Source organism: Henriciella marina (genome assembly GCF_027213945.1).
Classification (GTDB): domain Bacteria; phylum Pseudomonadota; class Alphaproteobacteria; order Caulobacterales; family Hyphomonadaceae; genus Henriciella; species Henriciella marina_A.
The window spans coordinates 382,537-403,326 of the sequence record NZ_JAPWGW010000003.1 but is presented as its reverse complement, the minus strand read 5'-3'; the positions used below and the strand labels follow the sequence as shown (position 1 = coordinate 403,326).

Below are 20,790 nucleotides of genomic sequence, written 5' to 3'. Positions count from 1 at the left end.
GCCTAGTCCTCGTCCATCACGGTGCTGCCAATCGGCCCGCCGAGTGGGTCAGGATACTCCGGATAGCCTTCTGGCCAGCTATTGTCTTCGTCCCGGCTTTCTTCATCGTCTGACGAACGGTCACGCTCGCGATTGTTGCGGGCGATTGGCTCTACGCGGGCATTGGCTGGCAAGCCGTCAACATAGCCTGCGGCGGCCTCGGCGTCGCCCGGCATATTGCCCATGCGCTGAACGGAGTATGCGGTGCCATTACGCTGGAGCGGACTTGGCAGGGACGGCAGCCGGCTGGGGCGTGGCAGGGGCGGGCGTGTATCAACTGCAGAAGTCGTCGCGGGGGCGGTTGGACGTTGCGTGCTCGTAGAAGCGGCGCGCGAGACATTAGAGCGTGCTGCTGCGGCCGCTGTGGCCTGAGACTGGGTTGCCGTGGGCGCAGGAGTAGAGGACGAGAAAGTCCGGCGCGTCACCGTGCGGGTCGGCGTGGATGAAGTCGCTGGGCGCTGCGCTGCGACCGCCGTGGCTGCGGGTCGCTGGACAGGACGGGTCGTTACGCGGCTGGTGATCGTAGGTGTCGATGCGCTTGGCTGGCGGCTTGCCTGCTGTGTGCTTGCCCGTGACGCGACAGAGGTCGTCGCCGGACGGGTGGTCGTATTGCTGGCAAGTTGCGTCCGCGTCGTCGGCTGCACCTGGCGGCGCACAGGCGCTTGCTGCACAGATGGCGTGACCGGGGTGGGCAGCATATGACTGGTGGCCGCGCCATCGGGAGACGGCGGCATTGAGGTCCTGTTGGCGGCTGTCTGGCGAGATTGCGCATAGCCGCCCGCCAGCACGTCTGATCTTGTTGGCCGGGTTGAGGCGGCAGCGGCAGATTGAGTCGGTACCCGGCTCATCTGCGGGGCAGCACTCATGCCGCTAAGGCCCGACGTGTAGCCAGGGCGAGGCTGGCTCTGCCCGGCACTGCTCTTCAGTTCGCAGCGAGGACCAACGCGGAAAGTCGGCGGTGTCAGCGACCAGGCGACACAGCGCTGGTCTTCGGCGCAGGTCTGGGCGCAAGCTTGAAGCCCGCGTGCGCGTTCCGATGAATAGGTTTGCCCAACGCGGTAGCTATCCGTCTCGACAGCTCTTTCGGCCAGCGCCGGAGCAGCCAGCCCAGCCATTATTATGGCCAGTGCTGTCAAGCGGCCCCAGACATCGGGCGCGGCAGGGAATGACATCTTCATGGCTGCCAGATTAAACCAGCAGGGATTAAGAGGTAGTTAGGCCTGAGCGCCCTTCTCAAGCTCTTCTTTCATGGCCTCGATTTCCAACCAGACCATTTCTGCTTCTTCCAGTTCGGTTCGCGCTGCCGCAAGGCGGTCGCTGACTTTCTGGAACCGACCCGGGTCCTTGTTGAACAGATCCGGGTCGGAAAGTTCGCTCTCCAGCTTTTCTATTTCGGCACCGAGGCGCGGCATTGCGGCCTCTGCTTCCTTGAGGCGGTGCTTATCCTTGAAGGAAAGCTTTGCCTCGCGCTTTGAACCGGCGGAAGTCGGTGCGCTGGCCTGTTTCTTCTGGCCTTTGTCCGCCGGTTTTGCGGCCTTGCGGGTCGTGAGCGACGGGACCTGACGGGCCGCATCGCTCCAGCCGCCTGAAGTCTCGACCCAGCGTCCACCGCCCATCGGAACAAGACAGCTCGTCACGATGGCATCAAGGAAAGCGCGGTCGTGGCTGACGAGGATCAGCGTGCCATCATAGTCGCTGAGCATTTCTTCGAGCAGATCAAGCGTCTGCATGTCGAGGTCGTTGGTCGGCTCGTCGAGGACGAGAACGTCGGCAGGCTGCGCCAAGGCAATCGCCATGGTCAGCCGGTTGCGTTCACCACCTGATAGAGCCGACACGGGCTGGCGCAGCTGTTCAGGAGAGAACAGGAAGTCCTTGGCATATCCGGCGACATGCTTGGGCTGGCCCTGAACCATGATGGAGTCGCCGCCTGCAGGTGTCAGCGCCTCCCAGAGCGTTTCGTCGGGCTTTAGCGTGTCGCGCGTCTGGTCGAGATAGGTGACGTTCAGCGTCTGACCGATCTTCACAGAGCCCTTGTCTGGCGCAAGCTCTCCCAGCAGGATCTTCAGAAGCGTCGTCTTGCCGACCCCGTTCGGACCCACGATGCCGATGCGGTCGCCCTTAAGGATACGAAGCGACAGGTCGTTTGCGATGACCGTGTCGTCGAAGCTCTTCGAGATACCAAACGCCTCGAGCACCTTGCGGCTCTGGCTTTCGCCGCTTTCGGCGCTAAGGCCCGCGGTCGACTTTGCGTCATTCACTAGGGATTTCTGCTTGGCGTGCTGGGCGCGCAGTTCGTGCAGGCGTGACAGGCGGCCCATATTCCGTTTGCGGCGCGCCGTTACGCCGCGGGCAAGCCAGTGCTGCTCTTCCTTCAGGTGGGTCTTCATCCGCTGAAGCTGCTTTTCCTCTTCAGCTTCGATGCCTGCAGCCCACTCATCAAACTCGGCATAGCCCTTGGGCGACTTCCAGACCTTGCCCTGACGAAGCCACAGTGTGGTGGTCGTCACATTCTCGAGGAAGCGGCGGTCGTGGCTAACGAGGAGGACAGCGCCCGAGAAAGATTTGAGGCGCGTCTCCAGCGTCTCGATCATCGGAACGTCGAGATGGTTGGTCGGCTCGTCGAGGAGCAGGATATCCGGGTCGCGGGCGAAGGCGCGCGCAAGCGCGGCGCGCCGGATCTGGCCGCCCGATAGCGTCTTTGGGTCCGCTTCGGGATCAATCCCGAACAGGCCAAGCTCAGCCTCTGCCATCCAGACGGCTTCAAGGTTTTCAGCGGCGTAATCGAGCACGGTGTCGAAAGACGAAAGGTCCGGCTCCTGCTCGACGGTCGCAGCTTCTACGCCCGGCTGGCGCCAGAGATCGCCTGCGTCAGGTGCATGGATACCGGTGACCAGTTTCATCAGCGTGGACTTGCCTGCCCCGTTACGCCCGACAAGCGCCGCGCGTTCGCCGCGCGCCAGGGTAAAGGTCACGCCCGTAAAGATCGGTGTGCCACCAAAGGTCAGCTCGACATCGGCGAGCCGGAGAATGGGAAGGTCTGCCATGGGGTGTGAGGTGCGGCCTGCGGGCAGGTCCCGTCAAGCCAGCTTCATCAGGACTTCAGCTTGTAACCCGTCCGGAACAGCCACCAGACCCAGAGGCATGCCAGGAAGGTGAAGGCCGCCGAGGCGATAACGCCGGTCATCAGCGAGGAGTTGGAGACCCCGATGAAGCCTGCGCGGAAACCGTCGATCAGGTAGAAGATCGGGTCGAAATGAGCCGCCGTCTGGAATGGCTCGACCAGCACCTTGATGTCGTAGAAGGTGCCCGACAGGAAGGTCAGCGGCACAATCACGAAGTTGGTAATGGCGGCCAGGTGATCGAACTTTTCAGCCCAGATCCCGGCAATCGCGCCGAGGGCGGCAAGGAAGATCGTCGCCATCAGGCTGAACCAGATGATCGGCCAGATCATCGAGATATTGAGATCGGCGAGCCCAGAGAAGTGAATGGCAAGGCCGCCGATCACGCCGACCATCAGGCCGCGTGTGACCGCGCCAAAGATAAAGCCAAGCGTCAGTTCCAGTGGAGACAGCGGCGGCATCAGGAAGTCGACCTGGCTGCCCTGAACCTTGGCAATGGTCAACGAGGAAGACGTGTTCTGGAAGGCGTTCTGCAGCATCGACATGATGATGAGACCAGGTGCCAGGAAGGCATTATAGTCGAGACCTGCGAAGTCACCTGTCAGCTCACCGCGATTGCCGAAGGCCAGCTTGAACACCGTCATGAAGAGAAGCGTTGTGATGACGGGGGCGAACAGCGTCTGCATCCAGACTTTCAGGAAGCGGCCCACCTCGCGCTGGTAAAGGGTCCAGAGCCCGATCCAGTTGATCGCGCCATAATTGCGGGGCGGGGCTGGAAGCGGGCGGGCATCTGCAGAAATCTGATCGCTCATGGGCGCTATTTAGGGGCTCGGCTGGCCAATGACGATAGCTAAAAACTTCTCGCGCAAGGATTTTTCGATTCTATCCACAAGGCCATACTACATATAGAAAGGTTGTGGAGAACTCTGATCATCATGTTGTGTTTCGTTTCGCCTCAGATACGATATGTAGGTGTTAAGCACGACGGCCAAATCGGGCCGTCACTATATCTAGGGTCGCACAACGCCAGGAGGCCATCCAAATGTCTTGGACCGAAGATCGCGTCGATGTTCTGAAGAAACTGTGGGCAGAAGGTCACTCAGCCAGCCAGATCGCAAAGCAACTTGGGGGCGTGACCCGCAATGCTGTAATCGGCAAGGTTCACCGTCTCGGCCTCTCAGGCCGCGCCACCCCGTCACGTCCTGTGAAGCGCCCGCCGCGTCTGGCGCGTCCAAAGCCGCAGATCCAGGCCACGGGTGCGGTCGAGGTTCAAACGCCAACGGCATCGCCAGAAGAAAGCCGGATTCGCCGCTCCGATCAGCAGGCAATCCTTTCAGCGCTGGCTCCGGCGCCTGTTGCAGACGGCGAAGCCGCGACGATCCTTACCCTGCGCGACTCCATGTGCAAATGGCCAATCGGCGACCCCGCAGACCCGCAATTTGCTTTCTGCGGTCGCAAGGCTGACTGCGGTCCGTATTGCACCGAGCATGCGAAAGTGGCCTTCCAGCCGCAGCGCAAGCGCGACCGCAAGAGCGGCGAAGAAAAAGTGGCCCGCAAGATCGCTGGCTAGTACCTCGTCAGACGAGAACAGGAAGCCGGGTGTTTAAGCGCCCGGCTTTTCTATACGTGGGCGAAGAATGAAAGCCTGCGCAGGCCTTTGAGCCGATCAGGCGGCCTCGGTTTCAACCGGTTCGCCGATATCCTTTGGGCCATCCACCTCGAAGCGATCAGCCTCACGGGACACCCAGTCAGCGACTTTCTCTTCCTCAACGCCGAGCTGGCGCAGGATATCGGCGGCCATTTCGATGCCCTTTGGCTCTCCCATCGACAGCCAGGCACGCATGCCGAGATTGGCGAACCTTTGCCGGTCGGCCTCATTGTCGACTGAAACGAAACGCGGCGTATCAGGAAATTCGCGCTGTGCCGCCGGAGTGAGATCGCGCGAAACATCATAGCGAGGCGCGCCGATGATGACGGCGCGGGGGCTTGGCCCGGCGACGGCTTCAACGAGACGAAGGTTCGCGGCATTGCCAAAGGCGACCTTATAGCCGTCAGCGATGGCGGATACAAAACGCTCCGGCTCTGCGTCGAGGCAGACATGTGGGATGTCGTGGTCATAGAGCGCGTCTGCTGCGAGGCGGCCAGCCTGTGTCATACCAAAGATGATCACAGGGCGGTCCGGGCCGATCGGCGTGATCTCATTGATCGGTCTGGTCTGGCCTTTCAGCATGTTCGCGACCTTTCGCGAGAGCCGCATGCCGCCAGCAGCCCAGAACGGGGCCGCGGCCAGTGAGAGCGCGATGGACGCGACTGCGATCGTATCGAGAGCTGGGGGAACGGCATCAGTCGTCATCACCAGAATTGAAAGCACAACAAGCGTAAATTCAGACCCCTGCGCCAGCAGGAAGGAAAGCTGAACACTCCCCGGATTACTCCATTTATTCAGGCGTGCGGCGGCGAAACCGGTCAGGGTTTTCACCAGCAGGATCGCCGCCGTGACCCCAAGTACGACCGGCCAGCGACTGATAAGCACGCCGAGATCCACCGAGAGCCCCACCGACATGAAGAAGAAGGAAAGAAGCAGGCCGCGAAATGGGCCTGTCTCCATCTGCACCTGATGCCGGAATGCCGTCCCTGACACAGCTAGGCCGGCGAGAAAGGCGCCCAGGGTCAGTGACAGACCAAGGAATGCCGTCGCAGAAGCGGCGCCGAGAACAAGCAGAAGCGTGACGGCGGTGAAGGCTTCCTGATTGCGTGTCTGGGCCAGCCCCCTGAAGATCGGTCCCATGAGATAACGACCGGCCGCAAATGCCACAATAAAGGCGAGAACAGCGAGGCCTGCCGCCTTTGCGAGGTTGAGGGCCAGTTGCATGCCGTCGCCGCCCGCGCCGAGCGAGTTTGCGAAGATGAGCAGGAAGATGGCCACGATGTCCTGGAAGATCAGCACGTGGGTGGTGGACCGTCCAAGCGGACAGGACCCAAGCCCGCGCTCCACCATGACGCGTGAAACGACGGCCGTTGATGAGAGACCGAATGAAATGCCGAGCGCGAGGGCTATGGGCCAGTCGAGCCCGAACAGGGTGAGCGCAATAGTGAATGGCACGCTCGTCAGCACAAGATGTGCTGGCGCAAGGCCCATCAGGTCGCGCTGGCTTTCCTTGAGCTCACGCAACGAGACGTGCAGCCCTATATCAAATAGCAGGAAAACCACGCCCAGCTCGGCGAGAAGGTGGGTAGTTGAGCTTTCCTCCATGAGGCCAAATACGTGCGGCCCCATGAGGATGCCGACGGCAAGGTATCCGACAATCGGGGAGAGTTTGAGGGCTTTGGAGGCCAGCGCGGCCGCGCCGCCAGCTGCAAGCAGCGTCATGGCGGGAATAAGTGCGTCAACTGGTGTTGTTGCGGGATCCGCCATGCCTATCCTCCTCTGGCTCCTATATTGGACCATTGACTGATTAAAGAAAGACCGCCGCTTCGATTGAAGCGGCGGTCTCTTGCCAGATCAGAGGATGACTTCTTCAGTCCTGATGTCTGGTGAGGAGCTCAGACCGTTCCTAGAGCGAGCGGCCGATAGAGACCACGAAATACTCATCCAGTGCATCATCGTCGGTGCCGATGAAGCGGAAGTCGAGATCGAAGCCTTCGAACGATGTCGTCAGACCGAGCGAATAGTCGGTATAATCGCCGCCAGCGTCCACGAAGTCGGAATAACCGATGGTCGCATCAACCGAAAACAGATCGTTGATCGGAAGCGCAACGCTACCTGCATAATAGAAAGCGTCGCCGATCTCATAGTAGAACTCAGGTGAGTAAGCGATCGATGCGCCTACTTCGAGCGTGTCGCCGAGCGTGGTGCTTGCCCCGGCATAGGCTTCGAAGAAGTTCTGCTCTGGATTGTCGGGTGCGTCCGGATACCAGTAATAGATGACGCCCAGATCAAGGTCGAACGCGCCAACTGTTGGCGTCCAGCCTGCATAGAGATCGATCTCGGTAGAGGTGCCGTCGCCGAAGTCGACGCCGGATGCCCATGTACCGACATAGAAGCTGTCACTTGCCCAGTCGAAGCCGCCCTGAACCATCGGAGCTTCGTCAGTCTGCGTAATACCGCGGAAGACATAGTTCGATGTGAGCGTAACATTGCCGCTCCATTCGCCCTCTTCCTGTGCGAGAGCTGGTGTTGCCATGATCACTGTTGCAGCGGCGAGCGCCCCAAGACGTGTGAATGATTTGAGCATTGTTACTACCTCCTTTGCATCCTCATCACGAGGAACAGACTGGGGGCGTGCTCAAAAGTCAGCCACGGTGAAGTAATGACGTCCGCAAATTTTTGCGTTGCAGCACGAAAATCAGGCACAACGCGCAAAAATCGCCTGCTTAAGGTGCTGTTGAGGGCGGTTATCTCGCTGCGAGAGGGGCGTATCCAAGGTGAGTCCCTGCATCAACGAGCAAGGTTTCACCCGTGACGTGGCGTGATGCGTCGGTGAGGAAAAACACGGCCGAATCCGCAATATCGTCCGGACCGCTCGCTGCGTTAAGCGGCGTGGAGCGAGCCACGCTTGCCTCCAGCCGTTCATATTGCTCCGCGCCCATTTCATCCTTGAACCAGCGCGTGCCGATAAAGCCGGGACAAACAGCGTTCACCCGGATGGCCGGGGCAAGCGCGCGCGCAAGTGAAAGCGTCATCGTATTGAGCGCACCCTTGGTCGCGGCATAGGCGACCGATGAGCCGATCCCCGTCACACCAGCAATCGAGGAGATGTTGAGCACGGTCGATGCCCGGCCCGTCTGTTCGAAGGCCTTAACCATAAGCGGCTTGCAGGCCTGCATGACCAGAAACGGCCCAGCCACGTTCACGGCATAGGTATCGAGAAAGTCGTCGCGGCTGAGCGCGTCGAGGTCAGAATGGTCGCGGGCGTGGCGCGTGATACCGGCATTGTTGACGAGGATATCCAGTCGCCCCCAGGCGGAAGCGGCATCGGCAAGCTTGCGCGCGCCCTCATCAGTCGACACATCGGCGGCGACCAGCTGGGCCTGTGCGCCAGCTTCGTTGCAGGCCGCGACTGTCGCTTCGCCATCGGCGATACTGCGCGTGCAATTGATAATGACATCGGCGCCGCGTTCAGCGAGGCGCAGCGCGATTGAGCGGCCAAGCCCGGTTGCAGAACCCGTTACGATTGCCTTGCGCCCTGCCAGATCCTTGTCAGCCATGCCTGTTTCCTTCCCGGTTTTCTTTGGCGTCACTTGGCCCGGTGAGGGCTGCGGCGTCAATCGGGCTGCTCAGGCTTTATGATAGGGGAGGCCCGCTTCCAGGCTTGCGGCCCTGTAAAGCTGTTCGGCAAGCATGACGCGCACGAAACGGTGCGGCCAGGTCTGGACGCCAAATGCCATCGTGTGAGGAACAGCCTCGCGAACCGCTGCGCCATAACCTTCGGCCCCGCCTATCAGGAAGCAGATGTCTGGCAGGCCCTTGTCGCGCTCGTGGGACAGGAAGGATGAGAATGCGGTCGACTTGAACTGCTCGCCAAACTCATCGAGGCGGATTGTGCGTGCGCCTGCAGGAATCTTCGCAAGGATACGGTCAGCCTCTGCGTCGAGGCCGCCAGAGGAGTCGACCTCAATCAGGTCAGCACTACGAAAGCCGAGCTGGCGCCCGGCTTTCCTGAACCGGTCAATATAGTCGTCGAAGAGCTCGCGCTCGGGGCCTTTCTTAATACGGCCCACCGCAATTATCGAGATGCGCACGCTTCAGGACCGACGGTCAGGCGTGCCCATGCGCGCTGTCGTCTGCCCAGATCTTCTCAAGATTGTAGAAGCTACGCACTTCCGGACGGAAGAGGTGCACAATGATGTCGCCAATATCGAGAAGCACCCAATCGGCATTGGGCAGGCCCTCGACCTTAACAGGACGGCCCGTGACTTCTTTCATGGTCTGGGAAAGATGATCGGCAATTGAGGCGACGTGACGTGCTGAGCGGCCAGATGCGATGATCATCATATCTGCCAGGGAAGACTTTCCCTGAAGATCGATCGAAATGATGTCTTCGGCCTTATCATCTTCAAGATTGTTGACGACGGAATCGGCAAGCGCGCGAATGTCATCAGCACTGGCTTTGGCGGCCTTCAATGGCTGCGGGCTGGAAGAGGGCAGGGCTTGATCCTTTTTTCTCAATACAACCCGCTTCATAACATGCACGGCGTGACGGCTCTAGCCTTTTTGCACGTGTGCCCGCAGTTGCGTCGAGGACGTGGCATCGAAAGGTGCTTTCAGGAACACCCAGGCTGGCGCTGGCTCGAAAGGCAGCAGGGCGGCGTCCCGCTCTGGCAGGCGATCGTGGGCAAACTTGCGAGCGAAAGGGGAACTGAGCGCGCGTGGGCCTGCCTCGGGGCGTGAAACGATGCAGAGCGGTAGCGTCGAGGCAACAGATTCCCAGTTCTTCCAGTCATGGAAGTTCTGCAAACTGTCGGCCCCCATCAGCCAGACGAAATGTGCATTCCGGCAATGGGCGGTGAACGCCCGGAGAACGTCGGCGGTGTATCTCAGCCCCGCCCAACGTTCGAAATCGCTGACGAACATCTTCGGGTGGTTACCTACAAGCTCACGCACGGCGTCGAGCCGATCATAGAAGTCCGCAGGCTTGGATTTGAGCGGGTTGCCACTGGCTGGAAGCCAATAGATCCAGTCTAGGTCCAGCCGCTTCATCGCTGTCTTCGCAACATGGAGGTGGCCTGAATGCGGCGGATCAAATGAGCCGCCAAACAGGCCGATGCGCTGCGTCGTCATTGCGGGCGGCAGCGTGCGCACGGGGGACAGGTAAGGGGAGGGCAAGGTCAGCTTGTTATCTTCTGTCTGCTTATGGCCGGGTCTGACCGGTTCCGCGCACCACATATTTGAAGGTCGTCAGCTGTTCTGCGCCAACCGGCCCGCGGGCATGGATGCGACCGGTCGCAATGCCGATCTCGGCGCCCATGCCGAACTCTCCGCCATCTGCGAACTGGGTCGAGGCGTTGTGAAGCGCGATGGCGGCATCGACCTCGTTCAGGAAGCGCTCCGCCGTCGATGTGTTTTCCGTGACAATGGCTTCAGTGTGACCGGTGCCATAGCGCGCAATGTGGGCAAGCGCGCCATCAAGGTTTTTAACCACCTTGATCGAAAGGATCGGCGCGAGATACTCGGTACGCCAGTCCTCCTCGGTTGCTGAGATCAGGTCAGCCATCAACTCTTTCGCCTGTGCGTCACCGCGCAGTTCGCACCCTGCCTCCCGAAGTGGGGCCGCGATGACCGGAAGAACGCGCGGCGCAATGGCTTCGTTGATCAGCAATGTTTCCATCGCGCCGCAGACGCCTGTGCGACGCATCTTGGCGTTGAAGGCAATGTCGACGGCTTTTTGCGGGTCGGCGTCCGTGTCGATATAGATATGACAAAGGCCTTCAAGGTGGCCGATCACAGGGACGCGCGCATCATTCTGCACCCGCTCGACCAGTCCCTTGCCGCCGCGTGGAACAACGACATCGAGGTTGCCGTCGAGCCCGGTCAGCATGTGCCCGACCGCCTCGCGTTCCGGCGTGCCGACGAGTTGGAGCGCGTCGGCGGGGAGGCCGGCACCCTCCAGTCCTGAGCGAAGGGCGGTTGCGATGGCGAGCGCGGAGTTGAGACTCTCGCTGCCTGCCCGAAGGATTGCTGCATTGCCTGAACGCAGACACAAGGCAGAGGCATCGGCCGTCACATTCGGGCGCGATTCATAAATGATGCCGATCACGCCCAGCGGTGTCCGCACGCGCGAAATGTCGAGACCTGATGGGACTGTCCAGTTCGCGATGGTCTGCCCGACGGGGTCCGGAAGGCCAGCAATCATGCGGACGGCGTCCGACATGGCGCGCATGCGTTCCGGGGTTAGCAACAGCCGGTCCAGCATGGCATCCGACAGCTGCTTCTGTTTTGCCTGCTGCATGTCGAGCGCATTGGATTTCAGGATCTCGCCCTGCGACGTCTCCAGCGCGTCCGCCATGGCGAGCAGGCCGCGGCTGCGATCCTTCGCTGTCTGGTGGGACAGGCGCAGGGAAGCCGCTCGCGCGCGCTTCCCCATGTCCAGCATGAGGTCCGCGAGGCTAGTTTCTGATGTCTGCATAATCCGGCTCATTGTGAAAAGTGTGTGCCGGAAAGCCGATAGGCGTGCAAGCCAGTGAACGAAGACCGCGAGCCCTGCCGCAGCGCGAGGTCGCGCTAGCCGCGCCAGAACCGCGACGTCATCAGTGTAAAGACGGCAACGAACTCAAGCCGCCCAAGCAGCATCGTGGTTAGGCAGATCCACTTGGCGGCGGTTGGGATATTCTGAAAAGTCGAGGAAGGGCCAATCTCTGGACCAAGCCCCGGCCCGACATTCGAGACGCTGGTCGCTGCACCGGAAATTGCTGAAAGGGGGTCCATTCCAGTGAGCGAGAGAAGGACTGCTGCAACCACGAAAGTGGCAAGGTATAGGAAAACGAAAACCATGACGGACTGGAGCGTGTCGGAAGATACGACCCGTCCGGCATAGCGCACGCGCACAATGCGGTTCGGGCGGACAATCTGCGCGGCGTAGGCGGCAACCGCCTTGAAGCTGATTTCCAGCCTGAACATCTTGATGCCGCAGGCTGCGGACCCGGCGCAGCCACCGAGAAATGTGGCGGCCAGAAAGATGACCGTGACGGGGCTGCCCCAGGTGTCATAGGGCGCCGAGGCGTATCCGGTGCCGGTCATGATGGAGATGATGTTGAACAGCGCCTGCCTGAAACCGTGAAAGACGTGATCGAATATTGGCGGGTCCACGACGGCTTCGTGCCAGATAACGATGACCAGCGCGAACAGGAGCGCGAGCCAGAAATAGAGCCGCGGCTGTGGGTCGGAGGCAAAGGGGCGCCAGCGCCCATGCAGGATGAGCAGGGTGAGCAGACTGAACGGCAGGCCAGCGACAAACATGAAAAAGGTCGCTGCATAGGCGGCAGGCGTGTCACTGAAATAGCCAAATGAGGCATCGTGGGTTGAATAGCCGCCAGCCGACATCGTTGTCATGGCGTGGGCGATGGCGTCGAAAGCGGTCATGCCGCAGGCGGCGTACGCGATCGCACAGATTGCGGAGATAAGCAGGTAGACAATACCCGTCTGGGCGGTGATCTCGGTAATGCGAGGCAGGAACTTGCCCGACACATCCGAGCTTTCGATCTGGAAAAGCTGCATGCCGCCAACGCGCAGCATGGGCAGGATCACAATTGCGGTCACGATGATACCGATGCCGCCAATCCATTGCAGGATGGCCCGCCACAGCAGGATGCCGCGCGGGGTGGAATCGAGCCCCGTCATCACCGTCGCGCCTGTTGTCGTCAGGCCCGACACGGCCTCGAACATGGAGTCAGTAAAGTTCATGCCGTAGCTGATGAACGGGATGGTCGCGATCAGGGGCAGGGCAATCCAGATTACCACTGTCAGCAGGAATGCCTCCCGCGCCCCAGTGGATGGCGGTGCGCCACCTGACAGCACCGCAAGCCCTGCGCCGATCAGGATGCTAACGGCAGAAGATACCAGGAAGATGGGCCACTGGTCAGAATTGTCCGCAATGTCCAGCAGGGCTGACGGGATCATGGCGGCGCCCAGCAGGGCAACCATGATGCCGATGGCGAATATGACGGCTCGAATCTGCATTCCTGACAGCCTCTAGCACCGAACCGGGGCGCTGGTCGTCAAAATCTTCAGACCGCCAATTTGCAAGCTCGCAAGTGTGCCGCTCTTCAGAAAAAAATCGCAGGGTGCCAGCGAAAAAATACAGGGGGTTTCTCGATCCGCGTTAACCCTTTGTAAATCAGTCACTTATTGCCTCTGACGGCTCTTGGCGCACCTTTTGCCTGAACGGCGTTCCGCTATATTCGCGCTATGTTCTTGCTCTGGTCGCTTGTGAATTGGTCGAATCACCAGCCCGGCCCATTGGTGCCCTTGCTTCCCCATGTTATCCCAATTTTGATCATGATAATCCCACACGGGTGTGGGTCTGGGTTGAAGGGATAGTGGCTGGTGTTCGTTTCCACCTACGAAACTGCGCTTGATGCGAAGGGGCGGGTCTCCGTGCCTGCATCCTTCCGCGCAGCCTTGGGTGGCGGATCGCGGCTCTTTCTTTGGCCGGCCATGGACGGATCGGGATGTCTTGAGGGCGGCGGCGATGAATTGATGGCTCTTTACCGGCAAACCCTCGCCCGCATGGCGCCAACGGATCCGCATCGCCGCGCCTTCATGCATGCCATTTTCACTAAGTCGGCTGATCTGAAGATGGACGATACCGGGCGCATTACGCTGCCGGGACACCTGCTGGAAGCGGCAGGCATTACGAAGAAGCTTGTTTTTGCAGGCGCATTCGACCGCTTTCACATCTGGGAGCCGTCGCGCTTTCAGGCCTTTGATGAGAAGATGGCGCAAGCTGCCCTCGAAAATCAGAGCGCGCTTGACGAGCCTTTCCAGAAAGCCATGGCCTCGGGCAACCTGCCGGGTGTCGGGTCTGCTGGCGCAGGGGGTGTCTGATGGGGCATGTGCCGGTTCTTCTGGATGAAGTCGTTGAGGGGCTCGCGCCGCAGGACGGCGACGTGATCGTTGATGGCACGCTGGGCGGTGGGGGATACATGCGCGCCATCCTCAAGGCAGCTAATTGCCACGTAGTCGGTGTCGATCGCGATGAGACGGCGATCGAACGGGCGAATGCGTCTGACGATTATGACGGACGTCTCACGCCGGTGCTTGGTTGTTTTGGCGAGATGGCGACGTTGTTGCCTGCTGCCGGCTATGAGGCGGTAGACGGGATCACGCTCGACCTTGGGGTGTCCTCCTTCCAGCTGGATGAGGCTGAGCGCGGCTTTTCATTCATGCGCGATGGGCCGCTCGATATGCGCATGGGCGGCGATGGCCCCTCAGCGGCTGATGTGATTAATACGCTGCCGGAAAAGGCCCTTGCCGACATCATTTTCCGCCTCGGAGAGGAAAAGCAGTCCCGCCGCATCGCAAAGTCGATTTCCGCGCGGCGTCTTAAGGCTCCGTTCACCACAACACTCGATCTTGCCAGCCACATAGAAGATGCAATGGGCGGGCGCCGGGGCGCGCGGACGCATCCAGCAACCAGGTCATTCCAGGCGATCAGGATGTTCGTCAATGATGAGCTGGGTGAGCTCGCAAGAGCTCTGGATGCCTGCGAGGCACTGATGAGGCCAGGAGGCCGGCTAGCCATTGTGACTTTCCACTCGTTGGAGGACAGGATGGTCAAGCAGTTCCTGAAGGAGAGGGCTGGCCAGACGGGCGGTGGCTCTCGCTATCTACCCGCGCCAGAGGCTGGTCGCGCGCCAAGTTTCAATCTCATCAAGAGAAAAGCGATCGAGCCGGGCGAGGCAGAAACGCAAGCGAACCCGCGTGCCCGGTCTGCCAAGCTGCGCCTCGCGGTGCGTACCGATGCGCCAGCATGGGGTGAGCCGGTTGATACCGGTTTCAATCTTCCGGGCCTTGATAGCGTGGAGGTCTCCTCATGAGCCGCCGCGCATTCATGGTCGGCCTCGGTGTCATCGCGCTCCTGATCTTCAGCCTTTACCGGGCGAAGTATGGGGCCGCAGACAGCGCTGAGCGCATCGCAGGTATCGAAGCAGAAATCGAGCGCGCCATCGATGAGCGTCAGATCCTGTTGGGCGAGCTCAGCACCCTGTCACGTGAAGACTGGGTCGAAGACTATGCCCGCAATGAGCTTGGCATGGTCACGCCGCGGGCCGAACAGTTCGTGCGCGCAGATGACCTGCCGCACATCTTCGGCGCCGTGGATGACGCCCGTGAGATAAGCCTCGCCGAAGGCGGCTCGCAGGGGGTGCGTCATGACTGATCGCCTCGTGACCAGCGAAGTAGAGGGCTCTGCCCTGCGGGCGCGGCTCGTGTCGCTGGCGCTTTGCGCGGGCTTTTTTGCCGTAAGTATGAAGGCTGGCTTTGTCGCCCTTGCCGGGTCGTCTGGTCAGGAGGGCGTTTCGACCGCGTTCGAAGAGCCTGCGCGCCGCGCCGACATTGTGGACCGCAATGGCGTGCTGCTGGCGACTTCTGTGAATGTCTACTCCCTTTTTGCTGACCCCCGCGCCATCTGGGAGCCGGAAGTTGTCGCTGCAGGTCTGGTCAGCGTCTTGCCGGAGCTGGACGTAGATACGCTGACGCGCCGCCTCTCTGACAATGAGCGCGCTTTCGTCTGGATCAAGCGTGGCCTCACGCCTCGCCAGCATAAGGCGGTGTTCGACCTCAATCTTGAAGGTCTTGGCTTCCGAGAAGAGAGCCGCCGGGTCTATCCGCGCAAGACTCTGGCAGGTCATGTGCTTGGCTATGCTGGTACGGACGGGCAGGGGCTCGCCGGCGTCGAATATGCCCTCGATGCAGAGCTTGCGGATGGCGGGCAGCCGCTACGCCTTACGATTGATTCCAGCGTTCAGCACATGCTCGAATCCGAGCTTTCAACCGCCGCGACTGAATACGAGATCGAGGGCGGCGCGGGCGTCGTGCTCAATGCGCGAAATGGCGAAGTGCTCGGCCTCGCAAGCTGGCCGCCGATTGACCCGAACCGCGCGCACACGCTTGCAGGCGATGACCCGGCACGTGCCAACCGTGCCGTCAATTCCGTGTTTGAGCTTGGCTCCGTCTTCAAGCCGATCACTGTCGCAGCGGGCATCGATACCGGCGCCATCCGCCCTTCGGATACGTTCGACGTCGAAGAGCCGATTGTGATTGCAGGGCGCAGGATCGGCGACACGCACCGTATTCCGGGCCCCATTTCCCCGGCTAAGATTGTTTCCGAAAGCTCCAATATCGGCACGGTTAAAGTTGCCCTGATGCTCGGCGCACGCCGCCAGCAGGACATCCTGGAAAACCTCGGCCTGTTCGAGCGCTCACCGATTGAGCTTGCCGGAAGCGCAGACCCGATCTTGCCGTCGCGCTTTGACGATATCCATGCAGCCACCGTCAGCTATGGCCATGGCATCGCTGTCTCGCCGATTGCGTTTGCGGGCGCGTTCTCGATGTTCGCGAATAGCGGCGAAGTCATTGAGCCGACCATCCTCGCAAACCGTAACACCGAGCGCGAAGTGCGCCGTGTGGTCTCTGCGCCGACAGCCTCGCTTATCACCCACATGCTGCGCGAAGCGGTCGTTGACGGTACAGGCGGGCAGGCCGAAGTCGCCGGATACCGCGTGGCGGGCAAAACTGGCACGGCGGAAAAGCCTGTCGCTGGCGGCTATGCCAACAATGCGAACATCGCCTCCTTTGCGGCGGTATTTCCCGCTGACAGTCCTGAATATGTCGTATTGATCGTGCTTGACTCCCCCAAAGCGGATGTCGGGCGCGGACGTACGGCAGCCTGGAATGCTGCACCGACGGCGGGGCGGGTCATCAACCGGGTCGCCCCGTCACTTGGCGTAGAGCCCAGCTTCGATGATTACGGCCCGTATGAAAGCCCGCTCGTTCGCTCCGTCGCAGAGAGAAGGAGTACACTGTGAACCTCGCCGCCCTGTTTCCCGGAAAGAACCTGCCCGCGACCGTAGAGGTCAGCGGGTTGACGGCTGACAGCCGAAAAGTTGCCCCAGGCTTTGTCTTCGCCGCCCTGAAAGGCGTTGCTGCAGATGGCCGTAAGTTTATCCCGCAGGCGCTCGAAAAGGGCGCCGTTGCGATCATCGGACATGACCTGCCAGACGTCGGGAACGCTGTCGCCATTGAGGTAGACGAGCCGCGCCTTGCTTTGGCGACCGCGTCGGCGGCGTTCTATGCGCGCCAGCCCCAGCATGTCGTCGCAGTCACAGGCACGAATGGCAAAAGCTCCACCGTCGATTTCCTGCGCCAGATCTGGGAGAGCGCCGGGATTACGGCGGCCTCTATGGGAACGCTCGGCGCGATCGGCCCGAACGGTCATATCGATCTTGGGCACACCACACCTGACCCGGTTGCGATCCATGCGACACTCGCGAAGCTCGCGGATGAGGGCGTGACGCACTGCGCGATGGAGGCGTCTTCCCACGGTCTGGTCCAATACAGGCTGGATGCTGTGAAGCTCGCCGCAGGCGCTTTCACGAACCTGACCCAGGATCATCTCGACTACCATGCGGACATGGATGAGTACCGTGCAGCAAAGATGCGGCTCTTCTCGGATCTGCTCCCCGCGGGCGCACCGGCTATCGTTAATGCAGACAGCCCCGAGCGCGGCGCCTTCGAGGCAGGCGCGAAGGCGCGCGGCCTGAAGCCGCTTTCTGTAGGCTGGCGCGGTGATGATCTCAAGATTGCCGAGCTGATGCCGAAGGCGACTGGCCAGACGCTATTCCTGAAATGGCATGGCGAGGAAACCGAAGTCGAGCTTCCGCTTATCGGTGAGTTCCAGGCGCTCAATGCCCTCACAGCCGCAGGGCTTGCGCTGTCGCTGGGCGCGAGCCTTGCGGATGTGAAGAAGGGCCTATCCGGTCTGAAGCCAGTGAAAGGCCGTCTCGAATTTGTCGGCGAAACGTCCGACGGGGCAGGCGTCTTTGTCGATTATGCGCACACGCCAGATGGTCTGGATACGCTGATCCGTGCCGCGCGCCCTCACACGGCGGGCCGCCTGTTCGTGATCTTCGGCTGCGGCGGAGACCGTGACCGCAAGAAGCGGCCGATCATGGGCGAGGTGGCCGTGAAGCAGGCGGATGTCGTCATCGTTACGGACGACAATCCGCGCTCTGAGGATGCAGCGGAGATCCGCAAGTCGGTGCTTGCCGGTGCGAAGGGAGCGCTGGAAATCGCTGATCGCGGCGAAGCCATCCAGTACGCCGTCGCGCAGCTGCAGGCAGGCGATACGCTTCTTATTGCCGGCAAGGGCCACGAGACCGGCCAGATCATTGGCGACAAAATTCTTCCCTTCTCTGATCAGGATACCGCTCTCGCGGCACTGGAGGCGCGCAAGTGATGGCACGCCCGCTCTGGACTTCTGAAGAGATTGCCGAGGCAACCGGCGGACGTGTAACCGCTGCCTTTAAGGCGAATGGCGTGTCCATCGATACGCGCTCGCTCGAGAAGGGTGACCTCTTCATCGCCCTCAAAGACGTTCGCGACGGGCACGACTTCGTCCCGGCGGCCTTCGGGGCAGGGGCAAGTGCCGCGCTGGTCAGCCGCGAGGTCGAAGGCGCGTCAGGTCCGCTAATAATCGTAGACGATGTCATGGCTGCGCTGGAGGCCCTCGGTCTCTATGCGCGAGAGCGGGCAACGGACGCCGTGCGGATCGCTGTGACCGGGTCTGTCGGCAAGACCAGCGTCAAGGAAATGATCGCCCGCATCCACCGGGGCGCAGGCAGGGCGCACTGGTCGGTCAAGAGCTTCAATAATCACTGGGGCGTGCCGCTCACGCTGGCGCGCATGTCGGCCGACACAGAATACGCTGTCTTCGAAATCGGCATGTCGACACCGGGCGAGATCGCGCCGCGGTCGAAAATGGTTGCACCCCATGTCAGCATAATCACCAAGATCGCGCCGGCGCACCTTGAAGGGCTGGGCTCTATTGAGGGCGTTGCGCGCGAGAAGTCCGATATCGCCGCAGGTCTCATCGAGCCGGACGGTGTCGTGGTGCTGCCAGCCGGTGACAAGCTGTTGCCCGTTCTGGTCGAGCGGGTCCGTGAGCTGAAGCCGAATGCCGCGATTGCTGTGTTTGGCCGGGATGGCGCGGGCGAAGGCCTCGACTGGATCAGCAATCGAGACGGATGGTCGTGGGTTGAGTCCTATGGCAGCGCGGGTGGCATAAGCCACATCGCGCTCGACACGCTGACCTGTAAACTGGATGTCGAAATTCATGCCGTTGGCGAGCACTGGGCAGACAATGTCGCCTGCGCCTTGCTGGCCGTTGGCCTGCACAGCTCGATCGATCTCTACAAGGCTGCGCTGGACCTGTCCGGTTATGCGCCGCCTGCTGGCCGGGGCACGGCCGAACGGCTCGAACTGCCGGGCGGCGGCGAATTCGTCCTCGTGGATGATGCCTACAATGCCAACCCGGAATCCATGCGCGCTGCCCTCGCCAGCTTTGCCTCAAGAGAAGGCGGCCGCCATCTCGTGGCGCTGGGCGAAATGCTTGAAGTCGGCGAAACGTCGCAAAAAGAGCACGGCGCGCTATCTAAACCATTGATTGATAGCGGCGCGGCGGTTGCCTACCTTGCGGGCCAAGGTATGCGTGCCCTGCGGGCAGGCGTCGAATCACAGATAGAATCGCACTGGGCAGAGAAAGCTGACGGCCTCGACGAGGTGGTGAAAAACTCTCTGCGGGACGGTGATATCCTCTTGATTAAAGGCTCGAATGCCTCCGGGATGGGGAAGCTCGCAGACAGGTTGCGCCAGTGGAGCAAGACCGCGGACGAGCAGGTGATGGATAGCGGCTCTGATGGGGCTGCAGGGGGTCGCGATGCTGTATGAGCTGCTGGCCGCAGACGACGGGTTCTTTCGTCTTTTCAACTACACGACGTTCCGCACGGGCGGCGCGATCGTTACCGCTTTCCTCTTCTCGGTGCTGTGCGGGGACTGGGTCATCAGTCAATTGCGCCAGCGTCAGGGCAAGGGTCAGCCGATCCGCGACCTCTCGCTTCAGGCGCAGCTCGAAAAGCGCGGCACGCCGACAATGGGCGGCTTCCTGATCTGGATCGGCCTTCTGGTCGCGACGCTTCTCTGGGCTGATCTCAGCAATCCCTACATCTGGACTGTCCTCTTCGTGACAGTCGCCTTCGCCTTCCTCGGCTTCCTCGATGACTATGCGAAGGTCACCAAACAGACCGACGCAGGCGTCTCGGCGCAGGTCCGCCTGATGGTGGAGTTCATGGTCGCCGCGCTCGCCGGTGCTTTCATCATGGGCCTTCACGGCGCCAATACACCGCTAGGCCACGCGGAATGGGGCCCTCTGAACGGCCTGGCTGAGCTCATCGCCGCGCTGGCGCCGCCAACCTCGCTGGAGCCGAACGATCAGAGCTTTTCTGGCGGCGTCGCCGTGCCTTTCGTCAATGACTACTTCATCCCGCTCGGCGGCTTCTTCATCATCTTCGCGATGGTGGTTGTCGTTGGCTCTGCCAATGCAGTGAACTTCACTGACGGGCTCGATGGACTTGCTATCGTGCCGGTGATCTTTGCGGGCGGCTCTTACGCTCTCATCGCCTACCTCACCGGCAACATCATCTTTGCCGACTATCTCGGCATTCAGTTCACGCCCGGCGCGGGTGAGATGAGCGTCCTGCTGGGGGCGATGATTGGCGCTGGTATGGGCTTTCTCTGGTTCAACGCTTTCCCGGCGACCGTTTTCATGGGCGACACGGGGTCACTTGGTCTCGGCGGCCTCATCGGCGTCGTCGCAGTCGCAGTGAAGCATGAGTTCGCGCTGGCTATCATTGGCGGTCTCTTCGTCATCGAGGCGCTGTCGGTGATGATCCAGGTCGGCTGGTTCAAGATCACCAAGCGGCTGACCGGGACTGGCAAGCGCGTCTTCCTGATGGCGCCGCTGCACCACCACTTCCAGAAAGAGAACTGGCCTGAGACCAAGGTTGTCGTTCGCTTCTGGATCCTCTCTGTCCTCTTCGCCCTAGCGGGCCTTGCCACGCTGAAGCTGAGGTAACCCGC

The 20,790-nt window shown here is 61.1% G+C and carries 19 protein-coding genes; 8 read left to right on the top strand and 11 right to left on the bottom strand.

Going from position 1 to position 20,790, the window contains the following annotated elements; translation table 11 throughout:
* Positions 1-2: 2 nt before the first annotated feature.
* From O4G74_RS11185 to O4G74_RS11175, 3 genes are all read right to left on the bottom strand, one after another.
* Positions 3-1,154, bottom strand: a complete 1,152-nt coding sequence (locus O4G74_RS11185; RefSeq protein ID WP_269402692.1) for a PAN domain-containing protein — start codon at positions 1,152-1,154, stop codon at positions 3-5.
* Positions 1,155-1,253: 99 nt separating this feature from the next.
* Positions 1,254-3,083, bottom strand: coding sequence for an ABC-F family ATP-binding cassette domain-containing protein (locus tag O4G74_RS11180; protein WP_269402691.1), 1,830 nt, complete (start codon positions 3,081-3,083; stop codon positions 1,254-1,256).
* 47 nt (positions 3,084-3,130) lie between these two features.
* The gene (locus O4G74_RS11175; protein ID WP_269402690.1) at positions 3,131-3,970 is read right to left on the bottom strand and encodes an ABC transporter permease; all 840 of its coding nucleotides are present in this window, start codon (positions 3,968-3,970) and stop codon (positions 3,131-3,133) included.
* A 230-nt stretch (positions 3,971-4,200) separates the two neighbouring features.
* Between O4G74_RS11175 and O4G74_RS11170 the strand changes: the two genes are divergently transcribed.
* Positions 4,201-4,728: a GcrA family cell cycle regulator gene (locus O4G74_RS11170; RefSeq protein ID WP_269402689.1), complete on the top strand. Its 528-nt coding sequence runs from the start codon at positions 4,201-4,203 to the stop codon at positions 4,726-4,728.
* A gap of 96 nt (positions 4,729-4,824) precedes the next feature.
* Here O4G74_RS11170 and O4G74_RS11165 read toward each other — a convergent pair whose 3' ends face one another.
* The 8 genes from O4G74_RS11165 to O4G74_RS11130 all read right to left on the bottom strand — a co-directional run bounded on the left by O4G74_RS11165 (position 4,825) and on the right by O4G74_RS11130 (position 12,834).
* Complete coding sequence (locus tag O4G74_RS11165; RefSeq protein WP_269402688.1) at positions 4,825-6,573, bottom strand: cation:proton antiporter; 1,749 nt, start codon at positions 6,571-6,573, stop codon at positions 4,825-4,827.
* 139 nt (positions 6,574-6,712) lie between these two features.
* Positions 6,713-7,393 carry a TorF family putative porin gene (locus tag O4G74_RS11160; RefSeq protein ID WP_269402687.1) on the bottom strand — a complete coding sequence of 227 codons (681 nt, stop codon included), beginning with the start codon at positions 7,391-7,393 and terminating at the stop codon, positions 6,713-6,715.
* Between the two features lie 160 nt (positions 7,394-7,553).
* On the bottom strand, positions 7,554-8,366 hold the full coding sequence (locus tag O4G74_RS11155; protein ID WP_269402686.1) for an SDR family NAD(P)-dependent oxidoreductase: 813 nt from the start codon (positions 8,364-8,366) through the stop codon (positions 7,554-7,556).
* A 69-nt stretch (positions 8,367-8,435) separates the two neighbouring features.
* A complete protein-coding gene (gene rlmH, locus O4G74_RS11150) occupies positions 8,436-8,900 on the bottom strand; it encodes a 23S rRNA (pseudouridine(1915)-N(3))-methyltransferase RlmH (RefSeq protein ID WP_269402685.1) in 465 nt (154 codons plus the stop codon).
* 16 nt (positions 8,901-8,916) lie between these two features.
* A complete protein-coding gene (rsfS, locus tag O4G74_RS11145) occupies positions 8,917-9,342 on the bottom strand; it encodes a ribosome silencing factor (protein WP_331283524.1) in 426 nt (141 codons plus the stop codon).
* 21 nt (positions 9,343-9,363) lie between these two features.
* Positions 9,364-9,939, bottom strand: a complete 576-nt coding sequence (gene nadD / locus O4G74_RS11140) for a nicotinate (nicotinamide) nucleotide adenylyltransferase (RefSeq protein WP_269402684.1) — start codon at positions 9,937-9,939, stop codon at positions 9,364-9,366.
* Positions 9,940-10,009: 70 nt separating this feature from the next.
* The gene (locus O4G74_RS11135) at positions 10,010-11,296 is read right to left on the bottom strand and encodes a glutamate-5-semialdehyde dehydrogenase (RefSeq protein WP_269402683.1); all 1,287 of its coding nucleotides are present in this window, start codon (positions 11,294-11,296) and stop codon (positions 10,010-10,012) included.
* Positions 11,297-11,379: 83 nt separating this feature from the next.
* Positions 11,380-12,834: a TrkH family potassium uptake protein gene (locus O4G74_RS11130; protein WP_269402682.1), complete on the bottom strand. Its 1,455-nt coding sequence runs from the start codon at positions 12,832-12,834 to the stop codon at positions 11,380-11,382.
* A 366-nt stretch (positions 12,835-13,200) separates the two neighbouring features.
* On the opposite strand from O4G74_RS11130, the gene O4G74_RS11125 reads away from it, so the two are divergent.
* From O4G74_RS11125 to mraY, 7 genes are read left to right on the top strand one after another with little or no spacing between them, the layout of a single operon-like run.
* Positions 13,201-13,701, top strand: a complete 501-nt coding sequence (locus O4G74_RS11125) for a division/cell wall cluster transcriptional repressor MraZ (RefSeq protein ID WP_269402681.1) — start codon at positions 13,201-13,203, stop codon at positions 13,699-13,701.
* Positions 13,701-14,693: a 16S rRNA (cytosine(1402)-N(4))-methyltransferase RsmH gene (rsmH, locus tag O4G74_RS11120; protein ID WP_269402680.1), complete on the top strand. Its 993-nt coding sequence runs from the start codon at positions 13,701-13,703 to the stop codon at positions 14,691-14,693. Before O4G74_RS11125 ends, rsmH begins: the two co-directional genes overlap by 1 nt.
* Complete coding sequence (locus O4G74_RS11115; RefSeq protein ID WP_269402679.1) at positions 14,690-15,034, top strand: septum formation initiator family protein; 345 nt, start codon at positions 14,690-14,692, stop codon at positions 15,032-15,034. The genes rsmH and O4G74_RS11115 overlap by 4 nt, the downstream gene beginning before the upstream one ends.
* The gene (locus O4G74_RS11110; protein ID WP_269402678.1) at positions 15,027-16,682 is read left to right on the top strand and encodes a peptidoglycan D,D-transpeptidase FtsI family protein; all 1,656 of its coding nucleotides are present in this window, start codon (positions 15,027-15,029) and stop codon (positions 16,680-16,682) included. The genes O4G74_RS11115 and O4G74_RS11110 overlap by 8 nt, the downstream gene beginning before the upstream one ends.
* Positions 16,679-18,112 (top strand): UDP-N-acetylmuramoyl-L-alanyl-D-glutamate--2,6-diaminopimelate ligase, encoded by a 1,434-nt coding sequence (locus O4G74_RS11105; protein WP_269402677.1) that lies wholly within the window; start codon positions 16,679-16,681, stop codon positions 18,110-18,112. Before O4G74_RS11110 ends, O4G74_RS11105 begins: the two co-directional genes overlap by 4 nt.
* A complete protein-coding gene (locus tag O4G74_RS11100; protein ID WP_269402676.1) occupies positions 18,112-19,602 on the top strand; it encodes a UDP-N-acetylmuramoyl-tripeptide--D-alanyl-D-alanine ligase in 1,491 nt (496 codons plus the stop codon). Before O4G74_RS11105 ends, O4G74_RS11100 begins: the two co-directional genes overlap by 1 nt.
* On the top strand, positions 19,592-20,785 hold the full coding sequence (mraY, locus tag O4G74_RS11095) for a phospho-N-acetylmuramoyl-pentapeptide-transferase (RefSeq protein ID WP_269402675.1): 1,194 nt from the start codon (positions 19,592-19,594) through the stop codon (positions 20,783-20,785). The genes O4G74_RS11100 and mraY overlap by 11 nt, the downstream gene beginning before the upstream one ends.
* The last annotated feature ends 5 nt before the right edge of the window (positions 20,786-20,790 follow it).

What these genes read in the sequence shown, in the direction of transcription:
- O4G74_RS11185 (WP_269402692.1), bottom strand. Translation starts at nt 1,154, where the DNA reads ATGGCTGGGCTGGCTGCTCCGGCGCTGGCCGAAAGAGCTGTCGAGACG.
- O4G74_RS11180 (WP_269402691.1), bottom strand. Translation starts at nt 3,083, where the DNA reads ATGGCAGACCTTCCCATTCTCCGGCTCGCCGATGTCGAGCTGACCTTT.
- O4G74_RS11175 (WP_269402690.1), bottom strand. Translation starts at nt 3,970, where the DNA reads ATGAGCGATCAGATTTCTGCAGATGCCCGCCCGCTTCCAGCCCCGCCC.
- O4G74_RS11170 (WP_269402689.1), top strand. Translation starts at nt 4,201, where the DNA reads ATGTCTTGGACCGAAGATCGCGTCGATGTTCTGAAGAAACTGTGGGCA.
- O4G74_RS11165 (WP_269402688.1), bottom strand. Translation starts at nt 6,573, where the DNA reads ATGGCGGATCCCGCAACAACACCAGTTGACGCACTTATTCCCGCCATG.
- O4G74_RS11160 (WP_269402687.1), bottom strand. Translation starts at nt 7,393, where the DNA reads ATGCTCAAATCATTCACACGTCTTGGGGCGCTCGCCGCTGCAACAGTG.
- O4G74_RS11155 (WP_269402686.1), bottom strand. Translation starts at nt 8,366, where the DNA reads ATGGCTGACAAGGATCTGGCAGGGCGCAAGGCAATCGTAACGGGTTCT.
- rsfS (WP_331283524.1), bottom strand. Translation starts at nt 9,342, where the DNA reads ATGAAGCGGGTTGTATTGAGAAAAAAGGATCAAGCCCTGCCCTCTTCC.
- nadD (WP_269402684.1), bottom strand. Translation starts at nt 9,939, where the DNA reads ATGACGACGCAGCGCATCGGCCTGTTTGGCGGCTCATTTGATCCGCCG.
- O4G74_RS11135 (WP_269402683.1), bottom strand. Translation starts at nt 11,296, where the DNA reads ATGAGCCGGATTATGCAGACATCAGAAACTAGCCTCGCGGACCTCATG.
- O4G74_RS11130 (WP_269402682.1), bottom strand. Translation starts at nt 12,834, where the DNA reads ATGCAGATTCGAGCCGTCATATTCGCCATCGGCATCATGGTTGCCCTG.
- rsmH (WP_269402680.1), top strand. Translation starts at nt 13,701, where the DNA reads ATGGGGCATGTGCCGGTTCTTCTGGATGAAGTCGTTGAGGGGCTCGCG.
- O4G74_RS11115 (WP_269402679.1), top strand. Translation starts at nt 14,690, where the DNA reads ATGAGCCGCCGCGCATTCATGGTCGGCCTCGGTGTCATCGCGCTCCTG.
- O4G74_RS11110 (WP_269402678.1), top strand. Translation starts at nt 15,027, where the DNA reads ATGACTGATCGCCTCGTGACCAGCGAAGTAGAGGGCTCTGCCCTGCGG.
- O4G74_RS11100 (WP_269402676.1), top strand. Translation starts at nt 18,112, where the DNA reads ATGGCACGCCCGCTCTGGACTTCTGAAGAGATTGCCGAGGCAACCGGC.
- mraY (WP_269402675.1), top strand. Translation starts at nt 19,592, where the DNA reads ATGCTGTATGAGCTGCTGGCCGCAGACGACGGGTTCTTTCGTCTTTTC.